At 62.6% G+C, this 22,361-nt stretch carries 13 protein-coding genes; 7 read left to right on the top strand and 6 right to left on the bottom strand.

Annotation, left to right across the window (positions count from 1 at the left end; translation table 11 throughout):
- Positions 1-132 precede the first annotated feature (132 nt).
- Both LJ738_RS15010 and LJ738_RS15015 read right to left on the bottom strand, forming a co-directional pair.
- Entirely contained in the window at positions 133-2,043 is a 1,911-nt protein-coding gene (locus tag LJ738_RS15010; protein ID WP_227787211.1) for a carboxypeptidase-like regulatory domain-containing protein, read from the bottom strand.
- A 194-nt stretch (positions 2,044-2,237) separates the two neighbouring features.
- A complete protein-coding gene (locus LJ738_RS15015; RefSeq protein WP_227787212.1) occupies positions 2,238-3,236 on the bottom strand; it encodes an aspartate-semialdehyde dehydrogenase in 999 nt (332 codons plus the stop codon).
- 208 nt (positions 3,237-3,444) lie between these two features.
- Here LJ738_RS15015 and LJ738_RS15020 point away from each other — a divergent pair, with 208 nt between their 5' ends.
- The 4 genes from LJ738_RS15020 to LJ738_RS15035 all read left to right on the top strand — a co-directional run bounded on the left by LJ738_RS15020 (position 3,445) and on the right by LJ738_RS15035 (position 10,220).
- Positions 3,445-6,039 (top strand): lamin tail domain-containing protein, encoded by a 2,595-nt coding sequence (locus LJ738_RS15020; protein WP_227787213.1) that lies wholly within the window; start codon positions 3,445-3,447, stop codon positions 6,037-6,039.
- 299 nt (positions 6,040-6,338) lie between these two features.
- Complete coding sequence (locus tag LJ738_RS15025; protein ID WP_227787214.1) at positions 6,339-7,880, top strand: DUF1800 domain-containing protein; 1,542 nt, start codon at positions 6,339-6,341, stop codon at positions 7,878-7,880.
- Between the two features lie 227 nt (positions 7,881-8,107).
- On the top strand, positions 8,108-9,325 hold the full coding sequence (locus LJ738_RS15030; RefSeq protein WP_227787215.1) for a DUF1501 domain-containing protein: 1,218 nt from the start codon (positions 8,108-8,110) through the stop codon (positions 9,323-9,325).
- Positions 9,326-9,404: 79 nt separating this feature from the next.
- A complete protein-coding gene (locus LJ738_RS15035; RefSeq protein ID WP_227787216.1) occupies positions 9,405-10,220 on the top strand; it encodes an energy transducer TonB in 816 nt (271 codons plus the stop codon).
- Between the two features lie 12 nt (positions 10,221-10,232).
- Here the strand turns inward: LJ738_RS15035 and LJ738_RS15040 are convergent, their stop codons facing one another.
- Together LJ738_RS15040 and LJ738_RS15045 are read right to left on the bottom strand one after the other, a co-directional pair.
- The gene (locus tag LJ738_RS15040) at positions 10,233-11,000 is read right to left on the bottom strand and encodes an alpha/beta fold hydrolase (protein ID WP_227787217.1); all 768 of its coding nucleotides are present in this window, start codon (positions 10,998-11,000) and stop codon (positions 10,233-10,235) included.
- A 110-nt stretch (positions 11,001-11,110) separates the two neighbouring features.
- On the bottom strand, positions 11,111-12,178 hold the full coding sequence (locus LJ738_RS15045; RefSeq protein WP_227787218.1) for a LacI family DNA-binding transcriptional regulator: 1,068 nt from the start codon (positions 12,176-12,178) through the stop codon (positions 11,111-11,113).
- A gap of 328 nt (positions 12,179-12,506) precedes the next feature.
- Between LJ738_RS15045 and LJ738_RS15050 the strand changes: the two genes are divergently transcribed.
- The 3 genes from LJ738_RS15050 to LJ738_RS15060 all read left to right on the top strand — a co-directional run bounded on the left by LJ738_RS15050 (position 12,507) and on the right by LJ738_RS15060 (position 17,683).
- The gene (locus LJ738_RS15050) at positions 12,507-13,502 is read left to right on the top strand and encodes an arabinan endo-1,5-alpha-L-arabinosidase (protein ID WP_227787219.1); all 996 of its coding nucleotides are present in this window, start codon (positions 12,507-12,509) and stop codon (positions 13,500-13,502) included.
- A gap of 248 nt (positions 13,503-13,750) precedes the next feature.
- Positions 13,751-16,573 carry a bifunctional transaldolase/phosoglucose isomerase gene (locus tag LJ738_RS15055; protein ID WP_227787220.1) on the top strand — a complete coding sequence of 941 codons (2,823 nt, stop codon included), beginning with the start codon at positions 13,751-13,753 and terminating at the stop codon, positions 16,571-16,573.
- Positions 16,574-16,651: 78 nt separating this feature from the next.
- The gene (locus LJ738_RS15060) at positions 16,652-17,683 is read left to right on the top strand and encodes a glycoside hydrolase family 43 protein (RefSeq protein WP_227787221.1); all 1,032 of its coding nucleotides are present in this window, start codon (positions 16,652-16,654) and stop codon (positions 17,681-17,683) included.
- A gap of 216 nt (positions 17,684-17,899) precedes the next feature.
- On the opposite strand, the gene LJ738_RS15065 is transcribed toward LJ738_RS15060, so the two are convergent.
- A complete protein-coding gene (locus LJ738_RS15065; RefSeq protein WP_227787222.1) occupies positions 17,900-20,056 on the bottom strand; it encodes an alpha-galactosidase in 2,157 nt (718 codons plus the stop codon).
- Positions 20,057-20,290: 234 nt separating this feature from the next.
- Positions 20,291-22,336 carry a glycoside hydrolase family 127 protein gene (locus LJ738_RS15070; RefSeq protein ID WP_227787223.1) on the bottom strand — a complete coding sequence of 682 codons (2,046 nt, stop codon included), beginning with the start codon at positions 22,334-22,336 and terminating at the stop codon, positions 20,291-20,293.
- Positions 22,337-22,361: the final 25 nt, after the last annotated feature.

Consider the following 22,361-nt stretch of genomic DNA (forward strand, 5'->3'; position numbering starts at 1 on the left):
CCGCGCCCCCCCCCCTCCCGCCCTAAAGCGACGACGCCCAAACGCCCTACCGGCGCGGACGCCGAGACGCGAAGTGTCGCGTCTCTACACCGTGCTGTAGGCTGGCCTTCAACCCCATGTAACTGACAACATCTAACGCAACCGGTAGAGCAGCCCGAAGTTGAGCAGCCAGCGGTTGGGCTGCCACGGTACGGCGGAGGTCAGCTGCTCGTTTACTTGCAGGCTTACGTCGGAGTTAGGCAGGGTAATGGCGGCGGAGCTACGGGTCAGGAAGAAGCCGCTTTCCTCGTTCACTTGCAGTTGGGTGCGATTGTGGAGGGGCCACAAGTAGCCCAGGTCGGCCACCAGCTCAATTTTGTGACTTAACTCCAGGCCCAAACCCAACTTGGGCTGAATGGCATCGGCCACGGACTGCACCTGCAAGCTCAGCTCGCGGGCCGTGAGGGTGGCGCCGGCCACGGGCACGCCGCCAATGGCATTATCGAAACTGCCCAAAGTGCGGGCTACGGTTTGGCGCGTGTAGGCCAGACCCGCGCGGCCGTATAGGGGCCGGTGGCGGGGGTTGAGGTTGTGCTCGTAGCTCAAGCCGGCTTCCCAGCCCTCGCCGGTGAACTGCCGGAACACGTTCCTTGTAGCCAGGCGCACGGCCAGCGCAGGCGTTACATCAAACTGGTATTCGGCGCTCCACCAGCCGGTTAGGGCCTGCGCCGCTACGTTGGTGGTGGCCTGGGCCCGAAAGCTGGAGCCGGCCGGGGCAAAGCTTACGCCCAGGCCCGCAGCCGGCACCGCCAGCGGCCACGCCCCTGCCGAAGCGCCGTATCGAATGCGGCTGAGCCACTGCATGCCGCGCCGCGCGGGTGCCTGGGCGGCCGCGGCCGGCACCGCGGCAGGGTGGCGAAACAGCGAATCGGCCCGTTGCTGGCGCTGCTGGTCGAGCAGGGCTTGCTGCACAGCCTCGGGCGGCAGCAGGGTGGTGTGGCTTTGCCAGAACGCCGAGTCGTAGGGCACGGCATTGTTCAGAAACACGTCGTAGTACTGTGCCCGCTCCAGGTAAGGGGGCCGCGGGGCCTGGGCCGTGTCGATGGCCGTGGTCAGGAATTCGCCGAAATACTGGAGCGGCTCGCCCACCGGTGGGCGGTAGCGGGTTTGCCACCACACGGTTTTCAAATGCCAGCGCCCGGCGTAGGGCTGGTAAGCCACGCGCAGGGCCCGGGCATCGGCCCGGTGAATGCCGGCGCGCAGGCCGGCGGGCGTGTAGTGCCACTCGGCCCCCAGAAAGGCGTAGCTGTCCTGGTCGATGTACATGCGGCCGGCGAAATCGGCGCGGCGGTTGCCGGGCTTCGGTGCGAAGGTGACGACGTACACCGGCCGGTCGGCGTAGGTGCTGCCAGGGGCGAGGCGGTAGTCGTAGTCGCGGAAGTGGGCCGGGTCGATGAACTGCGCGCGGCGGTGCACAAAATCGGCTAGGTGCGCGATAAACGGCCCGCCGGCCCAGTCTATCTGCACCAGCGCGTGCGGGCGCAGGTCCACCTTGCGCGACTGCTGAATCTGCACTTCGCCGTCGTCGGCCCGCTGCTGGTAGGGCGCCTTAAACACCGTGAGCAAACCCTCGACGAGGTAGCGCGGCCGGCCGGCCGGGTCGTTGTCGGACTCGCGGTAGAAGCCCGTGAGGCGGGTGGGCCGCGTGGGGTAGTTGCGCGGAATGCGCGCCACGGCCTCCCGCACAATGCCCACCACCGACGCCGTGACCTGCACCTCGCCCAGCGCGGCCGGGCTGAGGCGCAGCTCAATGCGCAGCTCCGGGCCGGGCAGCGGCGGCAGCGCCTGGCTGAATTTGCGGTAGCCCAACAGTGCCACTTCCAGCTGCTCCTGCTGGTATTGGGCCGGAATGCTCAGGGCAAAGCGCCCTTCCTCGTTTGTGCTCGTGCCAATGCGGTTGCCGGCCACCCCCACCTGAGCGTTGGGAATGGGCTGGTGGGTTTCAGCGTCGAGCACCCGGCCACGCAGCACCACGGGCCCTTGCGCCCGGGCGGCGGAGGCCATCAGTACCAACCAAATACTCAGTAGCCACCGCATGCCTAGCGCTTGAAAATAGTCCGCAAAGAAAGAACGTCATGCTGAGCGAAGCCGAAGCATCTCTACCGGAGGAGTAAACCAATCACAAGGATTACTTACGCAGTAGAGATGCTTCGGCTTCGCTCAGCATGACGTTCTATGAAAACGTTTCGAACCAAAAATCAGCTCACCGGCTCCAGCTTGCCCACCAGGTACTCGGCAATCTGCACGGCGTTGGTGGCGGCGCCTTTGCGCAGGTTGTCGGCCACCACCCACATGTTGAGGGTGCGGGGCTGGGTTTCGTCGCGGCGCAGGCGGCCCACCAGCACGGCGTCTTTGCCGTGGCTGTCTTTGGGCATGGGGTATTGATTCTGGCTGGGGTCGTCCACTACCTCCACGCCGGGCGTGCGGGCCAGGATTTCGCGCACCTCGGCCAAGTCAAACTCCTTTTCAAACTCCACGTTCACGGCCTCGGAGTGGCCGCCCATCACGGGGATGCGCACGCAGGTGGCCGTCACGCGGATGTTGTCGTCGCCCATGATTTTCTTGGTCTCGTTCACCATTTTCAGCTCCTCCTTGGTGTAGCCGTTGGGCTCAAACACGTCGATGTGGGGCAGCACGTTCAGGTCGATGGGGTGCGGGTAGGCGGGGTTGCTGGCGGTTTGGCCGGCGCGCTCCTCCAGGAGTTGGTCCACGGCTTTTTTGCCGGTGCCGGTCACGCTCTGGTAGGTGCTCACCACAATGCGCTGCACGGTGTAGGCTTTGTGCAGTTCGTTGAGGGCCACCACCAACTGAATGGTGGAGCAGTTGGGGTTGGCAATGATTTTGTCGTCGGCCGTGAGGGTGTCGGCGTTCAGCTCGGGCACCACCAGCTTCTTGGTGGGGTCCATGCGCCAGGCCGAGGAATTGTCGATGACGGTGGTGCCCACGGCGGCAAAGCGCGGGGCGTGCTCCTTACTAACTGAGCCGCCCGCCGAGAAAATGGCAATGTCGGGCCGAGCCGCAATGGCGTCGTCCATGCTCACCACGGGGTATTTTTTACCTAGAAATTCAACCAGCTGGCCCACCGATTTGGCCGAAGCCACGGGCAATAATTCAGTTAAGGGAAACTGGCGCTCGGCCAGCACTTTCAGCAGCTCGGTACCAACCAGGCCGGTGGCACCCACAATTGCAAGTTTCATAGAATATCCAAAAAGGTAAAAAACCAGCGCCACCGCTGGGCGCAGGATTACAAATATCGCCACAATTGGGCTACTTTCGGCACCCTGTTCGCAGGTTTTGACGCTTACCCTGGTTGCCTAACCCGCAAACAGGCAGGCGCTAGGAGCGCACCTTCCCGCCCCGCCTGCCTTACCCGGGCCCCCGCTCTGTCCTTTTCTACCCCGTCGTTTGAAACACCTTTACCTGTTCCTCCTGCTTGTGCCGGCCTTGGCGCAGGCCCAGTTGCGCGACGACTTCGCCGACGGCAACTTCACCACCAACCCCGCCTGGAGCGGCGACGCCGCCAGTTTTCAGGTCACCGCCCAGCAGCTGCAGAGCAACGGCCCGGCCGTGACCGGGTCCCAGATTCAGCTCAGCACACCCAGCCGGGCCAGCACCGGCACAGTGTGGGAGTTTTGGGCCAATCTGCGGCTGGCCACCAGCTCCGGCAACCTCGCCGACGTGTGGCTCATGGCCTCCCAAACCGACCTGAAAAATCCCAACAACACCGGCTATTTCGTGCGCCTCGGCGGCACCGACGACGAAGTGAGTCTGTTTCGGAAAGACTCGACCCGCGCCGCCGTGCCGGTCATCGATGGCCTCAACGGCACCCTGGCCAGCACTACCAACAACCTGGTGCGCGTGCGCGTGACCCGCAGCCCAGCCAACCGCTGGACCCTGGAACGCGACCTCACCGGCGGCCGCACTTTCGTAACCGAAGCGGTCCAGCCCACCGACGCCACCTACCAGCGCAGCATTGCGTTCGGCGTGTCGCTGCTGTACTCCGCGGCCAACAACCGCAACTTCTACTTCGACGACTTTGCCGTGACCGACGCCACCGCGCCACTCCTGCTGCGGGCCGTGCCCCTGGATTCGCGCCAGCTCGATGTCGCCTTCAACGAAGCCGTGGCCCCAGTCAGCGCCACCACCCCGGCCAACTACCGCCTGCAAAGCGGCGCCGTGCCCACTTCGGCCACAGTTTTGCCCAACAACCCGGCCGTGGTTCGCCTCACCTTCGGCACCGACTTCGCGGCCCAAAACCTACTGGAAGTCCGCAACCTGGCCGACCTCTACGGCAATATGGCCAGCGGCCCGCTCACGGCCACGTTCGTAGGGCCGCCGGTGGCGCCACAAGTGGGCGAATTGATTATCAGCGAAATATTCGCCGATGAGACCCCGCAAGTGGGGCTGCCGCTTTCCGAGTACGTGGAGATTTACAACCGCAGCACCTCCCACGTGCTCAGCCTGGGCGGCGTGCGCCTGGGCAAGCCGGGCAGCACGGCCGCTATTTTTCCCGATACCGCCCGGCTGCTGCCCGGCCAGTACGCCGTGGTGTGCGGCAGCACCCGCACGCTGCAATTTGCCACCTACGGCAAGGTATATGGCCTCACCAACTTCCCCGCGCTCAACAACAGTGGCGACCAGCTGGTGCTGCGCGGGCGCGACGGGCGCACGCTGTTTGAGGTGACGTATGCTGATACCTGGTACCGCGACGCCCGCAAAAAAGACGGCGGCTGGAGCATGGAAATGATAGACGCCAACAACTACTGCGCCGGCGCCGACAACTGGTCCGCCAGCACCGACGCCAGCGGCGGCACACCCGGCCGGCTCAACTCCGTGCGCGCCGCCCACCCCGATGCCGTCGCCCCGGCCCTGCTGCGCGCCGCGGCCCTCACGCCCACCACCGTACGGGCCTACTTTTCGGAAAAGCTGGACAGCACCACGGCCGCCATTGTGAGCCGCTACTCGCTGGCGGCGCCTGGCCCAACCATTGTGCGAGCCGCGCCCGTGGGGCCCGATTTCCGGCAGGTAGACCTCACTCTGAGCGCACCGCTGCTGCCCAGCCGCCCCACCACCCTGTCCGTGCAATTGGCCACCGACTGCGCCGGCAACGCCAGCGGGCCGTTGCAGTCAGCCATGTTTGCCCTGCCCGAAGCGGCCGTGAGCGGCGACGTGGTGCTGAACGAGCTGCTGTTCAACCCGCGCGTGGGCGGCGTCCGGTTTGTGGAAATCCTGAATCGCAGCAACAAATTCATCGACCTGCAGGGCTGGCAGATTGGCAACCTCAAACCCGACGGCAGCGTCGATGCCGACGTACTCAGCGCCGGCCCGCTCCTGCTGGCACCGGGGCAGCTGCGGGCCTTCAGCACGAGCACCAGTATTCTACAAGCGCAGTACCCAACCGGCAGTGACGCCGCCAACCTGGTGCAGATGGCCCGCTTGCCCACCTTCCCGGACGTGGGCACGGTGTTGCTGTTCGACAGCCGCGGCCTGGAAATCGACCGGTTTGCTTACAATAAAAACCTGCACCTGAGTTTGCTGGCTTCTCAGGAGGGCGTGTCGCTGGAGCGCATCCGGGCAAACGGTCCAAGCCTGGGCAGCAACTTCCACTCGGCTGCCGGAGCCGTGGGCTACGCCACGCCCGGCCGGCCCAACTCGCAAGCCCAGGACACGCCCGGCGGCAACCAGGAACTCACCGTGGAGCCCGAAGTCTTCACCCCCGACGACGATGGCCAGCAGGATTTCGCCACCCTCACCTACCACCTCGACCAGCCCGGCTACGCTGCCTCCGTGACGGTGTACGATGCTCTGGGCCGCCTCACGCGCCGCCTCGTGCGCAACGAAACCCTGCCCACCACCGGTTTTCTGCAATGGGATGGCATTGATGACCACGGCCACAAAGCCGCCGTGGGCTACTACATTTTGTTGGTTGAGCTATTCAAAGCCAGCAGCGGTGAGAAGCGCGAATACAAGAAGACCGTAGTGCTCGGCGCCCGGTTTTGAGGAAGCTTGAACGCTGAAAGTTCAGCCCGTCATGCAGAGCGCAGCATCTCGCGTGGGGGTAGTAGCTCAATCGGCTGTCAACAATCGTCTGTCATGCAGAGCGCAGCGAAGCATCTTCTCAGGTAAGCGCGAGTCGTTCCGCCGTGATAAGATGCTTCGCTGCGCTCTGCATGACAAATGGCGCCAGCATGACAAAAGGCGCGGTAGAGATGCTTCGGCTCTGCTCAGCATAACGGTCACGTGCCTCCTCGCAATGACAGCGCGTTAAACTCCGTCATATTATTACCGTCTCAGAAGGCATGAACAGCACGCTGCAACTTCAGCATCTTTACTGGCGGGCGGGGTTTGGGCCGCGCCCGCAGGACCTGGCCGCTGGCCTCAGCCCCCGCAAAGCCCTGCGGCAGCTGCTGCACGATTCGGAGAAGTACGAGCCGCTGACCGGCCCCGGCCTGAGCTACACCGAGCCGCAGGGCATGGTGATGGCCGAACCTACGATGGCCAAAAAGCCGGTACCGGACGGCACCGTAACCACCCCGCCCGACCAGCCATTGGCGCCCATGCAGCCGCGTTCGGCGCTACGCGGTGGTATCGCGGCTGGCGTGCCCCGTCTGCGCCGCGCCGACCTCACCCCCGAACAGCGCAAAATGCAGAACATGGGCATCCGCGATGCCTTCGAGAACATGACCACGGCCTGGATGGACCGCATGGCCACCTCGCCGGCGCAGCTGCGCGAGAAAATGACGCTGTTCTGGCACGGGCACTTTGCATGCCGCGTGCGCCAGCCCAACGCCGCCCTCAGCCTACACAACACCACTCGCCGCTACGCGCTGGGCAAATTCCCGGACCTGCTGCTGGCCGTGAGCCAGGAGCCGGCCATGCTGCAGTTCCTCAACAACCAGCAGAACCGCAAGCAGCACCCCAACGAAAACTTCGCCCGCGAAGTGATGGAACTGTTTACCCTGGGCCGTGGCCACTACACCGAGCAGGACGTGAAAGAAGCCGCCCGCGCCTTCACCGGCTGGGGCTACGACTACGAGGGCAACTACAAATTCCGGGAGCGGGAGCACGACGCTGGCGCCAAAACCTTCCTGGGCAGCACGGGCAATTTCTCGGGCGAAGACGTGCTGCAGCTCATCCTGAAACAGCCGGCCGCGGCCACGTTCCTGGTCACGAAAATCTACCGCTTCTTTGTGAACGACGTGCCCAATGCGGCGCACATCGAGCCCCTGGCCGCTGCCTTCCGCAAAAGTGGCTACGACATTGCCGACCTGATGGAGCGGATGTTTTCGGCCGACTGGTTTTACGAGCCGGCCAATGTGGGCACGCACATCAAGTCGCCGGTGGAGCTGCTGGCGGGCATCCGCCGCACGCTGAACGTGCAAATCGACAACGACAAGCCGCTGCTGGGCTACCAGAAAGCCCTGGGCCAAACCCTGTTTCAGCCGCCCAACGTGGCCGGCTGGCCCGGCGGCCGCAACTGGATAGACTCGTCATCGCTGCTGCTGCGCCTGCAGCTGCCGGCTATCCTATTCAAAAACGCCGAGTTTGCCGTGGCCCTCAAGCAGGACGAAAACGACATTGCGCCCAACCTCAGCAAGGCCGAGCGCACTGTGCGGCCCGGCGCAGGCGCCCACCTGCCCCTGGCACCGCTCCAACAGCTGCTCGGCGCCACGCCCGCCCCGCAGCAGCCCGAGAAGCTGAGCGCCTTCCTGCTGCAAACCGCCATACGTCCCGAAAACCTACAGCTGGTGCAGCAAGCCGCGCAGCAAAAAGAGCCCGCCCAGGCCCTGCGCGCCACGCTAGTGAGCCTGTTGAGCCTGCCCGAATACCAATTGGCGTAAGTAAACAACTCCCCTCCTTGGATAAGGAGGGGATGTTCGAACCGCAGGTTCGGACGGGGGTGGTTGGATTCGTTGAACCGAAGGTCGGCGTAGCCAACGACACCCGAACGATTCCAGCGCGCGTCGTTCAACGATTCAACCACCCCAGTTTAAGCTGAAGCTTAAACGTCCCCTCCTTGGTAAGGAGGGGAGTTTGATGTTCATTCAACCTAATTGTTTCTATCAACATGTCCTCCACCCGCCGCGACTTCCTCCGCACCTCTGCTCTGGCCAGCTCACTGCTGCTGGTGCCTAAGTTTCTGCACGCGCTCGACCGGGGGCCGGGGCTGGCCCGGCTGGCCGATGCGCCGGGTGCGCGGCGCCTCATTGTGGTGCAGCTCAGCGGCGGCAACGACGGCTTGAATACGGTTATCCCTTTCCGGAACGACTTGTACTACAAGGCCCGGCCCACGCTCGGCATCAAGGAAACCGATGGGATTCTGGCGATGGAGAAGGACCTGGGCCTCCACCCGGCACTGAAGGGCCTGAAGGGCCTGTACGACCAGGGCCATTTGGCCGTGCTCAACTCGGTGGGCTACCCCAACCCGGACCGCTCGCACTTCCGCTCCATGGACATCTGGCAGAGCGGCTCCAGTGCCGACCAAGTGTTGAGCACTGGCTGGCTGGGCCGCTACCTCGACTCGAACTGCCCCGATTGCCAACGGCCCTACAATGCGCTGGAAGTAGACGACACCCTGAGCCTGGCGCTGAAGGGCAGCCAGCGCAAGGGCCTGGCCCTGAAGAACCCCGGCAAATTTCATCAGCTCAACCAGAACCGCTTGCTGGCCAAAGTGAGCCAGGAAACCACGCCCGTGCACCAGGAACAGGTAGATTACCTCTACAAGACCCTGGCCGAAACGGCTTCCTCGGCCGACTACCTGTACGACAAGTCGAAGATTTACAAGTCCAGCGTGGCTTACCCAAATTCCGACTTCGGCAAAAACCTGAAGACCACGGCCGAGCTGATTAACTCTGGCGTGGAGTCCCGGGTGTATTACCTGGCCTTATCCGGCTTCGACACCCACGTGCGGCAGCAGGAGCAGCAGCAGCGCCTCCTCACCGACCTCGGCGACGGCCTGGCGGCGCTGGCCGATGATTTGAAGCAGAACAACCAGTGGGCCAACACCCTCGTGCTGGTGTTCTCAGAATTCGGGCGCCGGGTGGGCCAGAACGCCAGCAACGGTACCGACCACGGCACCGCCAACAACGTGTTTCTGCTGGGCGGCGCCCTCCAGAAAAAAGGCGTGCTCAACAATGCCCCCGACCTGGCCAACCTCGACCAGGGCGACCTGCGCCACCAGGTGGACTTCCGCAGCATCTACGCTACCCTGCTCAAGGACTGGCTCGGGGCCGATGACGCGGCCATCCTCGGCACTGGCTTCGAGCGCCTGAGCGGGCTGGTATAAGGGTTGATGAAAGCGGAGCGCGCTTTTCTGTATCTGATTATACAGTAGCTTGCATGCTTCCGCCCCATTATCTACCCTAATGACAAACCCGTTTACCAAGCTTCTTACTGCCGTACTGCTGCTGGCCGTGGCTTCCACTGCCTCAGCCCAAGCGCCGGCGCCACCGGCTGCTTACCAAGGGCCACGCTATCCAGGCGGCCCCGATTCGTTGCGGGCCTTCGTGTACCGCAGCACGCGGTTACTTATGCCAGCCCCAGCCGGCCGCATGCTGGCGAAGTTTGAGCTGCAACCCGATGGACAGCCCCACCGCTTCAGCGTCGTGCGCCCGCCGGCTCCGCTGAATAAATCGTTAATCAAGGTGGCAGCATCCGTGCTGCCAGACCTGGAGGCGCGCATGCCGGCCTGGCAGCTTGGCACTCCTGCCCCCAAAGCTGCTCCTGGCACCGCGCCCAAAGTCACTCTGCTGCTGGACTTTAGTACTCCCCAGGCCGCGCAGCCCTACAGCTACGCTGACCAAATGCCTCAATTTGACCCGGCCATGAGCGTGTGGCTGGCCAAGCGCCTTGCCTACATCGACCGCAAACTAGAGAACCCGGCCCAGGCTGCGGCATTCGCTTCATCGCCCCAGGGCCTGGCGAGCTACATTCAAATGCAGGTTAGATACCCAGCCGAAGCGTTGCGCGCCGACCAGCAGGGCGAGGTAAACGCCTATTTTGAAGTGGCCGAAAACGGAGCCATTGAAAACGCCCAAATTCTGGGCACGGCGGGCCAGGCACTGGATGCTGAGGTATTGAGAGTGGTGCAGAGGCTCCCCGCCGCTACGGCGCCGGCCCTGCTGCGCGGGAAGCCGGCCCGGGTGTACTACGTACTGCCCGTCACGTTCAAAATCCAGTAAATCAATCGGCTATTATCGCCCAAACACGGCGCCGGCCAAGGCCAGCACGCTCCGGCGCGTTTGCTCCGGCTGCTCCAGATACGCCTGGTGCCCACTGCATTCCAGAAACAGCGCGTGGCCCTCGGCGGGCAGCGCGGCTTGGCGCACAGCGTCTTCGAAGTGCACGGCTACGTCGTGCTTGCCCGCTACCATCAGCACCGGGAATTTGGCGTTGCTGAGCACGGCCGTGCGGTCGGGGCGGGCGGCCATGCCGCGCAGGGCCCCGGTGATGGTGGTGGTCGGGGTTACCTTGCCAATCTCCTCCAGCAGGGCGCGGGCATCGGTGAGCTTGTCCCGATTGGTGGGCGCAAAGAGCGGGCGCACAAAGGATTCCATGAACTTGGCCACGCCATATTTTTCTACGAAGCCGATGTTTTTCTCGCGGTTCTGGCGCTTCTCGTCGGTGTCGGCCAGGGCCGAGGAATTGATGAGAGCCAGGCCGGCCACGCGCTGGGGCCAGCGCTCGGCCAGGGCCAGGGCCACGTAGCCGCCCATGCTGTGGCACACCAGCAGCACGGGCTCGGAGCAGCCTTTCTGGTTGAGGTAATCGATAACGTAGCGGGCCTGGGCCTCCATCGAGAAGTCGGGCACGGGCGCCAGGTTGGTGCCGTGGCCGGGCAGGTTGGGCGCCAGCAGCCGGTAGCCATCGGGAAAGGAGCGAGTGAAATCGGACCACACCTCCCGGCTTTCGGCAAAGCCGTGGAGAAACACGATGGTGGGCTGGTTGGGCGTAGCAGACATGAAGGCAAAAGTAGCGCCTCGCAGCAGCCAATAGCTATTGCGGGCAAGAAGTAGCAGCCCGGCGCTTCCGGCTGCAGCCTTTCACGCTGGTAATGAGGCTTACTGCCTCCTCAGGCGTGGTCGGTGCGCAACGACGAGGCCCGCACAAACAGCTGCGGCTGCAGCACCACTTGTCGCTGCGAAAACGCCGTTCCCTCGGCATCGACCAGGTCCTTAAACAACCGGAAGGCTGCCTGGCCCATTTCCTCGCAGCGCTGGTCCACGGAGGTGAGCATGGGCTCGGCCACGGAGGTCAGGGCCTCGTTGCTGAAACCAGCCAGGGCCACGTCCTGCGGCACGCGAATCCCGCGGCTCTTCAGCAGTTGCAGCGCCCCTAGGATGGCCGAGTCGCCGGCCGAGAACACGGCGTCGGGCGGGTTGGGCAGCTCCAGGAGTTGAGCCATGCAGGCGGCGCCGCCTTCCAGGGTCATGTCGCAGTCCACTATCAGGCTTTCGTCGGGCGCGATGCCAAAGCTTTCCAGGGCGTCGAGGTAGCCCTGACGGCGGTTTTTGTAGATGTTCAGGTGCAGCGGGCCGGCCAGGTGCGCAATCCGGCGGCAGCCCTGCTCCAGCAGGTGCAGGGTGGCTTGGTTGGCCCCGCCCCGGTCGTTGAGCACCACGGCGTTCACGTTGTCGCCCTCCAGAATGCGGTCGAAAAACACCAGCGGCACGCCGTGCTTGCGCACCTTCTCGAAATGCCGGAAGTCCAGCGTATTGCGCGACACCGACACCAGAATGCCGGCCACCTGCGCGCTCAGCAGCGTTTCCACGTTTTTGCGCTCCTGGACCACGTCTTCGCTCGACTGGCAGATAATCACGCTGTAGCCGGCCTTGCTGGCAGCGGTTTCGATGCCGTGCACCACGGAGGCAAAAAACCGCCCCTCGATGTATGGCACGATGACTCCCAGCAGCTTGCTCTTGCCTTTGCGCAGGGCCGCCGCCAGGTGGTTGGGCTGGTAATTGAGCTTTTTGGCTAGCTTGAGCACGGCCTGTTTGGTGGCCGGCCCAATGCTGTGGTGGTCGCTCAGCGCCCGCGAAATCGTGGTCATGGACACGCCCAGTTCCCGAGCCAAATCGGCCATAGAAACGGGGCTGCTGGCCGCGTCGGTTGGTTTCGGAAGGTTTTGGCGTGCTGCCATTTTGCTAGAGCAAAGAGGGTAAAAAGTCGTGTAAAGTTACTGGTCCTAATAGTAAAGTAAGCGCTACCGTAACGCACCGGCCATGGGGCCTGGGCCAAATTCTGCGCAGGCCGTTGGGCCGATGGAAAGCGGCTGTTGATGCGGTAAGGCCCGGCGCCTGGTTGTTTTTGGCGTAACACCGGTTTCCTCTTTTTTTCATCAGAAGAAACAGCAATTTAAAAAATATTTCACACAAACGATTGTGAAAAGATATAACTTTGGCTGGCTGGCAGATACTGCAAGCGCCTACAGGCTCTGCACAACCGCTAATCCATCTTACCGCTAGGTTATGCCCAAACTGCTTCTGCTTGCGCTGCTGCTAACCTGCCTCGGGGCCACTGCCCAAACTGCGCCCGCTACTACGGGAGCCATTCCGGCCCACGACCCGGTCATGATTCGGCAGGAGGGCACGTATTATTTGTTTTGCACGGGCATGGGCATCGCGGTGTGGTCGTCGGCCGACCGCAAAACCTGGAAGGCTGAGAAACCGGTGTTTGCTGCGCCACCGACCTGGGCCGTGGCGGCCGTGCCGGGCTTTAAAGGCCACGTGTGGGCACCGGATATTTCCTTCGCCAACGGGCAATACAGTCTGTTCTACTCGGTATCGGCTTTCGGCAAGAATACCTCGTGTATTGGGCTGGTCACCAACAAAACGCTGAATCCAGCCTCGCCCGACTTTAAGTGGGTCGACCACGGCCGGGTCATTCAGTCGGTGCCGGGCCGCGATATGTGGAACGCCATCGACCCCAACCTGGCCCGCGACGCGGCCGGCGCGCCCTGGCTTACGTTCGGCTCGTTTTGGGACGGCATCAAGCTCGTGAAGCTGCGGCCCGACCTCACCGCCCCCGCCCAGCCCGAGCAGTGGCGCACCATCGCCCACCGCCCGCGCGACCCCAAGCTCAACGACTCGCTGCCCGGCGATGGCGCCATCGAAGGCCCGTTCATCTTCAAAAAAGGCGGTTTCTACTACCTCTTCACCTCATTCGATTACTGCTGCCGCGGGCCCCAAAGCACTTACAAAATGATGGTGGGCCGCGCCGCCAGCATCACTGGCCCGTACGTAGACCGCGCCGGCTTGGCGCTGGACCAGGGCGGCGGCACGGTGGTGCTGGCCGGCGACAGCAAGTGGTACGGCGTGGGCCACAACGCCGTCTGCACGTTCGACAACGTGGACTACCTGGTTTTCCACGGCTACGATGCCTCTGACCGGGGCCGCCCCAAACTGCGCATCGAAAAATTGAGCTGGGATAAGGACGGTTGGCCCGCCGTGGCCGTCGGGCAATAACCGATTGGCATGGCTTGCGTCTGCCCGTCGTCTGTCATGCAGAGCGCAGCGAAGCATCTTCTCACGCCTCAACGACTTGCGCTAATCTGAGAAGATGCTTCCTTCGTCAGCATGACAGACGGCGCGAGAAGCCTCGGTAGTCTCGGCATGATGGGCTTATCGCAGCTTCTTTCCACAATTCCACCAACCGTAATTGAAAACAAAGCGGTTCTTTCCGGACCTTTGGCGCACTTACTAACTGAAATTCTATGAACCCTCTCGTTGCCATTCGCGAGTTTGACCAGAGCCTCTGGTTGGACTTTATCAGTCGTCCCATCCTGATTGACGGCAAGTTGCAGCGCCGCATCACCGACGAAGCCCTGCGCGGGGTGACGTCGAACCCGGCCATTTTTGCCAAATCCATCGGCGACAGCACCGACTACGATTCGGCCATCAAGGCGCTGGCCCTGCAAGGCAAAACGACCGACGAAATCTATACCAGCCTAGCCGTGGCCGACGTGCAGCAGGCCTGCGACCTGTTTCGCCCGCTGTACGACCGCGAGCACACCAGCAGCGACGGCTACGTGAGCCTGGAAGTATCGCCGACGCTGGTAAACGACACGGAAGGCACCATCGAGGAGGGCCTGCGCCTGTGGAAAACCGTGGACCGTCCCAACGTGATGATAAAAGTGCCGGCCACGCTGGAAGGCCTGCCCGCCATCCGCCGCCTCATTGCCGAGGGTGTGAACGTGAACGTGACCCTGATTTTTGGGCTCGAGCGCTACCGCTTGGTAACCGAAGCCTTCTTGGCCGGCCTGGAAGACCGCGCGAAAGCCGGCTTGCCGCTGGCCCGCATCGACTCGGTGGCCAGCTTCTTCCTGAGCCGCATCGACGTGCTGATTGACCCCATGCTGGAAAAAATCGCGGCCGAGGGCGGCGAAAAAGGCGCCCTAGCGCAAAGCCTGGTGGGCGAAGTGGCCCTGGCCAGCGCCAAGCTGGCTTACCAGATGTACAAGGAGATTTTCTCAGGCCCACGCTGGGAGGCGCTGCAGGCCCAGGGTGCCGAAACCCAGCGCTTGCTGTGGGCCAGCACCGGCAACAAAAACCCGAAATACGACGACCTGAAGTATGTCGAAAACCTCATCGGCCCGAAGACGGTGAACACCGTGCCGGTGGAAACGCTCGACATTTTCCGCGAACGCGGCCAGCCCGCCGTGCGCCTCGAAGAAGGCATCGACAAGGCCCGCGAAGTGCTGCGCCGCCTGCCCGAATTGGGCATCAACCTGGAAGAGCAAACCAACTTCCTGGAAGTGGACGGCGCCAAGAAATTCAACGAGCCCTTCGGCAAGCTGATGGAGTCGATTGAGAAGAAGCGCGTAGCGGCCATGACCCAGACTGTGGTTGCACAGGACCTGCAGTTGGGCCAGTACCAGGCCGCCGTGGATGCGAAGGTTCAAGAGTTAAACGACAAGAATTTCACCGCCGGTTTCTGGGACAAAAAAGCCGACCTCTGGGTGCAGGACGAAGCCGGGCAGCACAGCATCCGCAGCTACATGGGCTGGCTGCGCGTGGCCGAGACGATGGTGGGCCGCGTGCCCGAAATTGAGCAGTTTGTACACGAGATAAAGGCCGCCGGCTTCAAGCACGTGGTGGTGATGGGCATGGGCGGCAGCACCATGGCGCCCATTGTCTTCAAAGCCGCGTTTGAGCAGGGCCCGAACGGCCTGCCGATGTCGGTGCTCGACACCACAGACCCCGGCACGGTGCGCCAGATTGAAGCGTCGGTGCCGCTGGCCGAGACGCTGTTTATCGTGGCCAGCAAATCCGGCACCACGGCCGAGCCGCTGGCTTTCGGCGACTATTTCTACGCCAAGCTGAAGGAGCTGAAGGGCGACAAGGCTGGCGAAAACTTCGTGGCCATCACCGACCCGGGCTCCAAGTTCGTGACCGATGCCACGGCCGCCGGCTACCGCCGCATCTTCCTGAACTTCCCGGAAGTGGGCGGGCGCTTCTCGGCCCTCTCCTACTTCGGGCTGGTGCCGGCCGCGCTGTACGGCCTGCCCATCGGCGAGCTGCTGGAGCGCGCCATTCTGATGATGCGCGCCTGCGGCGCTTATGGTGCGGTAGAAACCAACCCCGGCCTGGAGCTGGGCGCTGCACTGGGCGTACTGGCCGAGCAGGGCCGCGACAAGCTCACGCTCGTCGTGCCCGATTCTTTGGCCGACCTGGGCCTGTGGCTGGAGCAGCTCATCGCCGAAAGCACCGGCAAGGAGGGCAAAGGCATTCTGCCGGTGGCCGGCGAGCCGCTCGGCGACGTAAGCATTTACGGCAACGACCGGGTGTTTGTGTACGTGGGCTACGAGGGCCAAGCGGATGCCGACAACACGGCCCGGCTGCAGCAATTGCAGCAGGCCGGCCACCCGGTCATCACCATCCTGATGAAGGACGCGCTGGACCTGGGCCAGGAGTTTTACCGCTGGGAAGTGGCCACGGCCGTAGCCAGCGCCGTCTTCGGCATCAACCCCTTCGACCAGCCCAACGTGCAAGCCGCTAAAACCGCCACCGACGGCCTAATGAAGGTGGTGGAAGAGCAGGGCAGCCTGCCCGAGAAGAGCCAGCCCGTTGCCAGCGAAAACGGCGTGTCTTACTACTCGGCCGTGAGCGGCAGCAATGCTTCTGAAGTATTGAAGGCCTTTTTTGCCCAAGTCCGCCCCGGCGACTTCCTCTGCTTGCAGGCCTACCTGACCGAAACACCCGCCGTGAGCGAGTGCCTGCAGGAGCTGCGCCGCCGCGTGCAGCAGGCCCTGCACATTGCCACCACCTCGGGCTACGGTCCGCGCTTTCTGCACAGCACCGGCCAGTACCATAAGGGCGGCCCCGACACCGGCCTGTTTGTGCAGTTCACCGACGACAACCCGCAGGACCTGGCGCTGCCCGGTCGCTCCTACACCTTCGGCACTTTCAAGAATGCCCAGGCCCTGGGCGACCTGGAGGCGCTGCAGAGCTACAACCGCCGCACTCTACGCGTGCACTTGGGCAAGGATGCCGAAGCCGGGCTGAAAGCGATGCTGGCGGCACTGCCAATGGCGTAAAGATTAATTGAAAAAGGCGGCGGAGCATAGAGCCCGCCGCCTTTTTCAGCCCAATTTACACAATCGATAATCTAACGAATGCAGGCTCCTCAGATTACTCACAAACCGGCTGTTCGCTCGGTATTTGGCCTTCGGCTGACCGGCTTGCTTGGCCTTGCCCTGGCAGCATCGGCCGCGGTGGCGCAAACCGTGCCAGCGGCCCCTGCTACGCTGGGCGCGACGGTGGGCGGCAACCCCATCATCAAGAGCAAATACACCGCCGACCCCAGCGCCATGGTGCAGAAGGGCACCGTGTACCTATACACCGGCCACGACGAAGCCCCCGCCCGCCAGGAGCGCTACGTGATGCACGAATGGCTCTGCTTCTCCTCGACCGATATGGTGAACTGGACTGAGCACCCGGTGCCACTCAAGGTGTCGGATTTTGCCTGGGCCAAGGACGACGCCTGGGCCTCGCAAGTGATTGCGCGCAACGGCAAGTTCTACTGGTACGCGGCCGTTGAGCACGGCAGCATTCACGGCAAGGCTATTGGCGTAGCCGTAGCCGACAGCCCAACTGGGCCATTCAAAGACGCCAAGGGCTCGGCTCTGGTGAGCAGCGACATGACGCCCGACGACAAGATTAGCTGGGCCGATATTGACCCTACTGTTTTCATCGACAGCAAAGGCCAGGGTTACCTATTCTGGGGCAATACCACCTGCTACTACGCCAAGCTCAAGCCGAACATGATTGAGCTGGACGGCCCCATCAAGCCCATCAAGCTGCCACAATACACCGAGGCGCCGTGGGTGCACGAGCACAATGGCTGGTACTACCTGAGCTACGCCTCGCAGTTCCCTGAGAAAATCGTGTACGCCATGAGCCGCAGCCTTGAGGGACCGTGGGAATACAAGGGCATTCTAAACGAGCTGGCCGGCAATTCCAACACCAACCACCAAGCCATCATCGACTTCAAAGGCCAATCGTACTTCATCTACCACAACGGCGGTATTAACCCGGACGGCGGCAGCTTCCGCCGCTCGGTGTGCATTGACAACCTGTATTACAACAAGGACGGCACGATGAAGCGCGTGGTGATGACCACGGAGGGCGTGAAGGCGGTGAAGTAAGCTTTACTCCGGAACGTCATGCCGAGCGCAGCGACGCATCTCGCGTGTGGTAGCAATCAAAATTGTCTGTCATGCTGAGCTTGTGAAGCATCTTCTCACGCATCAACGATTCGTTCTAACCTGATAAGATGCTTCGTGCCTCAGCATGACAAATGGCGCGAAATGGCGCGAGCGAGATGCGTCGCTGCGCTCGGAATGAAGTTCTTTTTTCAAATCCTACTGCGCCGTGAGCTCCAGCACGTGGCTGGTCAGCGGCTTGGCTTCTCCGTCGCTGAGTAACACGCCTACTTTCATCAGATAGTCGCCGGAGTAGGTTTGGCCGTGGGCGGGGAGCTGCGACTTCTGGCCGGGCATGAGGTTGATTTCGGCCACCTTGTAGCGCTTGGTGGGGTCAAGGCCCTGGAGCTTCACCGGCAGCACGGTTTCGAGGAAGCGAGTGTGCAGGTTGTAGCCGAAAACTACGGCCTGGCGCTGGGCTTCATCCACATACATCAGCGAGGCCTGGTTGCCCTCGTAGGGCGAGCGCAGGCGGAACAGGTCGCCTTGCCAGATGACGGGGCTCAGGCGCTTGTAGTCCTTCACGGCCTGTTGGCTGAACTTGAGCTCGTCGGGGGTCATTTTTTCCACCTCGATGTCGTAGCCCAATTTGCCCATCATGGCCACGTCGGTGCGGAATTTCAGGGTGTGCTGGCGGTTCCAGTTGGTGACGTGACTGGCGATGGTATTCGAGGGGAAAAACTGCGAGAAGCCCCACTGAATGAAAATACGCTCGAAGGCATCAGTGTTGTCGGAGGGCCAGAACTCGGTGAAGTATTTCAGCCCACCGTACTCGGCGCGGGCGCCGCCGCCGGAGCAGAGCATCATGGGCAGGTGCGGGTACTGCTGGCGCACGCGCTCGAGCACCTTGTACAGGCCGAGCACGTAGTCGACGTATAGATGCGACTGGTCTTTGCCCAAGTACTGCGAGTATCCGCTGCTAATCATGCGGTTGCAGTCCCATTTTACGTAGGCAACACCTTTGCTCAACTGCTCGGTCACGGTGTTGAACACGAAGTCCTGCACCTTGGGGTTGTTCAGGTCGAGCACCAGCTGGTGGCGGTAGAGGTCGTCGGGGCGGTTGGGCAGTTTGAGCAGCCAGTCGGGGTGTCTTTCGGCCAGCTCACTCTTGGGGTTTACCATTTCGGGCTCCAGCCAGATGCCGAATTTGATGCCCTCCTTGCTGGCGGTTTTCACGAGGTGACCCACGCCGTTGGGCAGCTTGGTTTTGGTAGGCTGCCAGTCGCCGAGGCCCTGCGTGTCGCCATTGCGCGGGTACTTGTTGCCAAACCAGCCATCATCGAGCAGAAACAAGTCGACGCCGAGCTTGGCCGCGTCGGCCATGATGCCATCGAGCTTGGCTTCGTTAAAATCAAAAAACGTGGATTCCCAGTTGTTGAGCAGCGTGAGGCGCGGCTGGGTACCGTCGAGGGTGCCGCCGTGCTGGCGGGCCCAGCGGTGCAGGTTGCGCGAGGCCTGGCCCTTGCCGGTGGTGCTGTAAGTGAAGATGAATTCGGGGGTAACGAACGGCTGGTTGGCCGGCAGCGTGTACTCCGACGCGTAGGGATTGATGCCGGCCGACACGCGCAGCGAGTTCTGATTATCCAGCTCAAACGCCAGCCGGAAGTTGCCGGTCCAGGCCAGGGAGCCGGCCAGCACCTCGCCGGTGGTTTCCTCGGCGGGCTTGTCGAGGCCCAGGAAGAAGCTGGGCGTCTGGTACCAGCCGGCGCGGGTGCCCAGCTTGGTGTCGATGACTTTGGTGCCGCTGGTGAGGCGGCTTTCCTCCTGCTTGGCTTCTTCGGCCCAGTCGCCGTGGAACTGGGTTAGCCAGTATTGCCGGGCATCGAAATGCAGCATGGCCGAGGCGTAGCTGGTGAGCACCACCGGCCGGTTTTCGCGGTGCGTGATTTCCGTCCAGGTTTTGATGACGTCCTCTTTGTAGTAGGCCGTGAAGTGCAGCCGCACGTCCACTGGGTAGCTGGGGTCGCGCAGGTGGATGGTCGTGGTGGTGACATCGTCGCCGGTTTTGCTGGTTTGCACATCGGCAAATGCCAGCGCCATCGACGGATTGCCATCGGCATGCACCACGCGCAGGGCGGGCTCAAACAGGTTGTCGGTGCCAGCGGGCACGTAAGCTTCGTGGCGGTTGGGCAGCAGCTTGTGGTCGGTGGCGGCCAGCCTGGGCCCGAGGTAGGTCTGGAAAATGCGCTGCTTATCGCCCACGGCCAGCACCAGGCTCACGTGCTCGGTTTCGACGGAAATGGGAGGCGTGGATTGCGCTATGGCGGGCACGAGACGGGTGAGCAACAGGAAGCAGCAGAGGTAGCGAAGGGCCATGTTGTACGTAGGAAGCCGGCAGGTATGCAGAGTGGTTTTGGATGAGGTTTTCTTAGCCCAACACGTTCCTGTCATGCTGACGAAGGAAGCATCTTATCACGTTTCAACGAGTCGTGCCGACTTGATAAGATGCTTCGCTCCGCTCAGCATGACAGACGCTTGGGATTAGTATTGAGGTAGAGATGCTTCGGCTGCGCTCAGCATGACGCGCATTTTCGGATTGATAAAGCCTGTCTACTTCGCCTGCGTCACTTCCGCCACTTTACGCGTCACCAGGTCTACATCGGTCACCTGCTGTGGAAACCAGACGGTCATTTCGCCCTTGCCGCGGTTGGCCCAGGCGTAGTATGGGATGGCCGTCAGCGTCTGGCGCACGGTGCTGATACTGTTATTCGCCGCGTCGATTTTCACAACGGGTACCGTGGCCGTGAGCTCCGTGATGCCGTTCAGCACGTCGGGCTTGGCAGTGGCGGTGAAGGTGGTGCCGGCGGGCACGATGATGTTGCTGGCTTTGCCGTCGTTGTCCGTCCACTCGGCGCAGTAGATGACCGGGCCGCGCTGCAGTGCCACTTTGCCGGCATCGTCCTGCACCTTGGGGTTGGCCACCACGGTGCGTACCTCCATGGGCAAGTTCACTTCCACCACGTCGTTCTTTTTCCACTTGCGGGCCAGCACGGCGTAGCCATTTTTCAGCTGGTAGTCCACCGGCTTGCCGTTCACTTTGATGACAACTTTCTCGGCCGAAGGCGTGGCAAACGTGTATAAATCCGACGGCATGGCCTCGTTGCGCGCCCAGCCCGGAATGCGCACCAGCAGATTAAAATCGGACGTCGAAGCTTGATTCACGGTGAATTTCAGGTCGCCGCTCCAAGGGTAATTATTCTGCTGGGTAAGGCGCACGGCCTTGTTCTTCACCGCCAAATCGGTGCTACCGCTCACGAAGAGGTTCACGTAAATATCCCGGCCGTTCTGGCCGTACACGTAGCCGGGCAGCGACGGAAACAGCCGCGCCAGATTGGTGGGGCAGCACGAGCACTCAAACCAACCCGCCCGAGCCGGCTCGGTCTGCGGGAAGCTGGCACTACTCTTAATCTGCATGGCGTTGGAGTAGAAAAACGACTTACCATCCAGCCCAACCCCAGAGAGCAGGCCGTTGTAAAGCACCTTCTCCATGATATCGGCGTACTTGGCCTCGCCGTGGAGCTGGAACATGCGCTGATTCCAGTAGATGTCGGCCACCGAGGCGCAGGTTTCGTTGTAGGCCGTGGCGTTGGGCAGCTCGTAATTCCTGCCAAACCGCTCGCCACCGGGCACGGCGCCGGTGCCGCCGGTCACGTAGAACTTCTTGCTCACCATGTTCTGCCAGATGGTGTCCACGGCGGCCAGCAGCTGCTTGTCGCCGGTGAGAGCGGCCACGTCGGCCATGGCCGAGTACAGGTATTCGGCGCGCACGGCGTGGCCGCCGGCTTCTTTCTGGGCTACCACGGGCTTGTCGTCCTGCCAGTACTGGCCGTTGCGCCACACGTCGTTGCTTTTGGGATCGTAACCGGGGTAGTGACCGCGCTGGTCGATGAAGAACTTGGCCGTCTGTAAGTATTCCGGCTTGCCCGTCACGCGGTAGAGCTTCACGAGGCCCATTTCCACGATTTCGTGGCCGGGGGCCACAGCCCGCTTGCCGGGCCCGAAGGTGGCGCACACGAGGTCGGCGTTTTTCAGGGCGATGTTGAGCAGGGTTTTCTTGCCGGTGGCCTGGCAGTGGGCCACGGCCGCTTCGTAGAGGTGGCCGGAGTTGTAGAGCTCGTGGCTCAACTCGCGCTCCTTTTCCCACCGTTCCTGGCCGGCCCAGGCGTGCGGGTGGGCCGGGTCGATGGTGCGGGCCGTGTAGAGGTAGCCGTCGGGCTCCTGGGCCGCCCCGACTTTGGCAATCAGCGCATCCATGTAGGCCGATAACTCCTTGTCCGGGTACAGGCTAAGCGAGTACGCCGCCCCTTCCAACGTCTTGTAAATGTCGGTGTCGTCAAAGGGAAATGTGGTGGCGAATTTGCCCGAATGCGCTGCCGCCATCTCGAAATTCTTTACCCGATTCGTGGCTTCGCAGCGCTGGAACGAGGCCGGAATGGTGACGGTAGTATTCGTTTTGAGCCGCGGCTGCCAGAAGTTATCCGTTAGCTTCACCTTGGTGAACGGCACGGCCTGAATGGGGTAGTCGGCGCGTTGGGCCAGGGCGGGCAGCGCGCCGCTCAGGCCCAGCACCAGCAGGAAAGTTTTCGGAGATATCATGGCAGTCCGTAGTTATGAATCCGGG

The sequence above is a fragment of the Hymenobacter plasmatis genome, from assembly GCF_020711255.1.
Taxonomy (GTDB): Bacteria; Bacteroidota; Bacteroidia; order Cytophagales; family Hymenobacteraceae; genus Hymenobacter.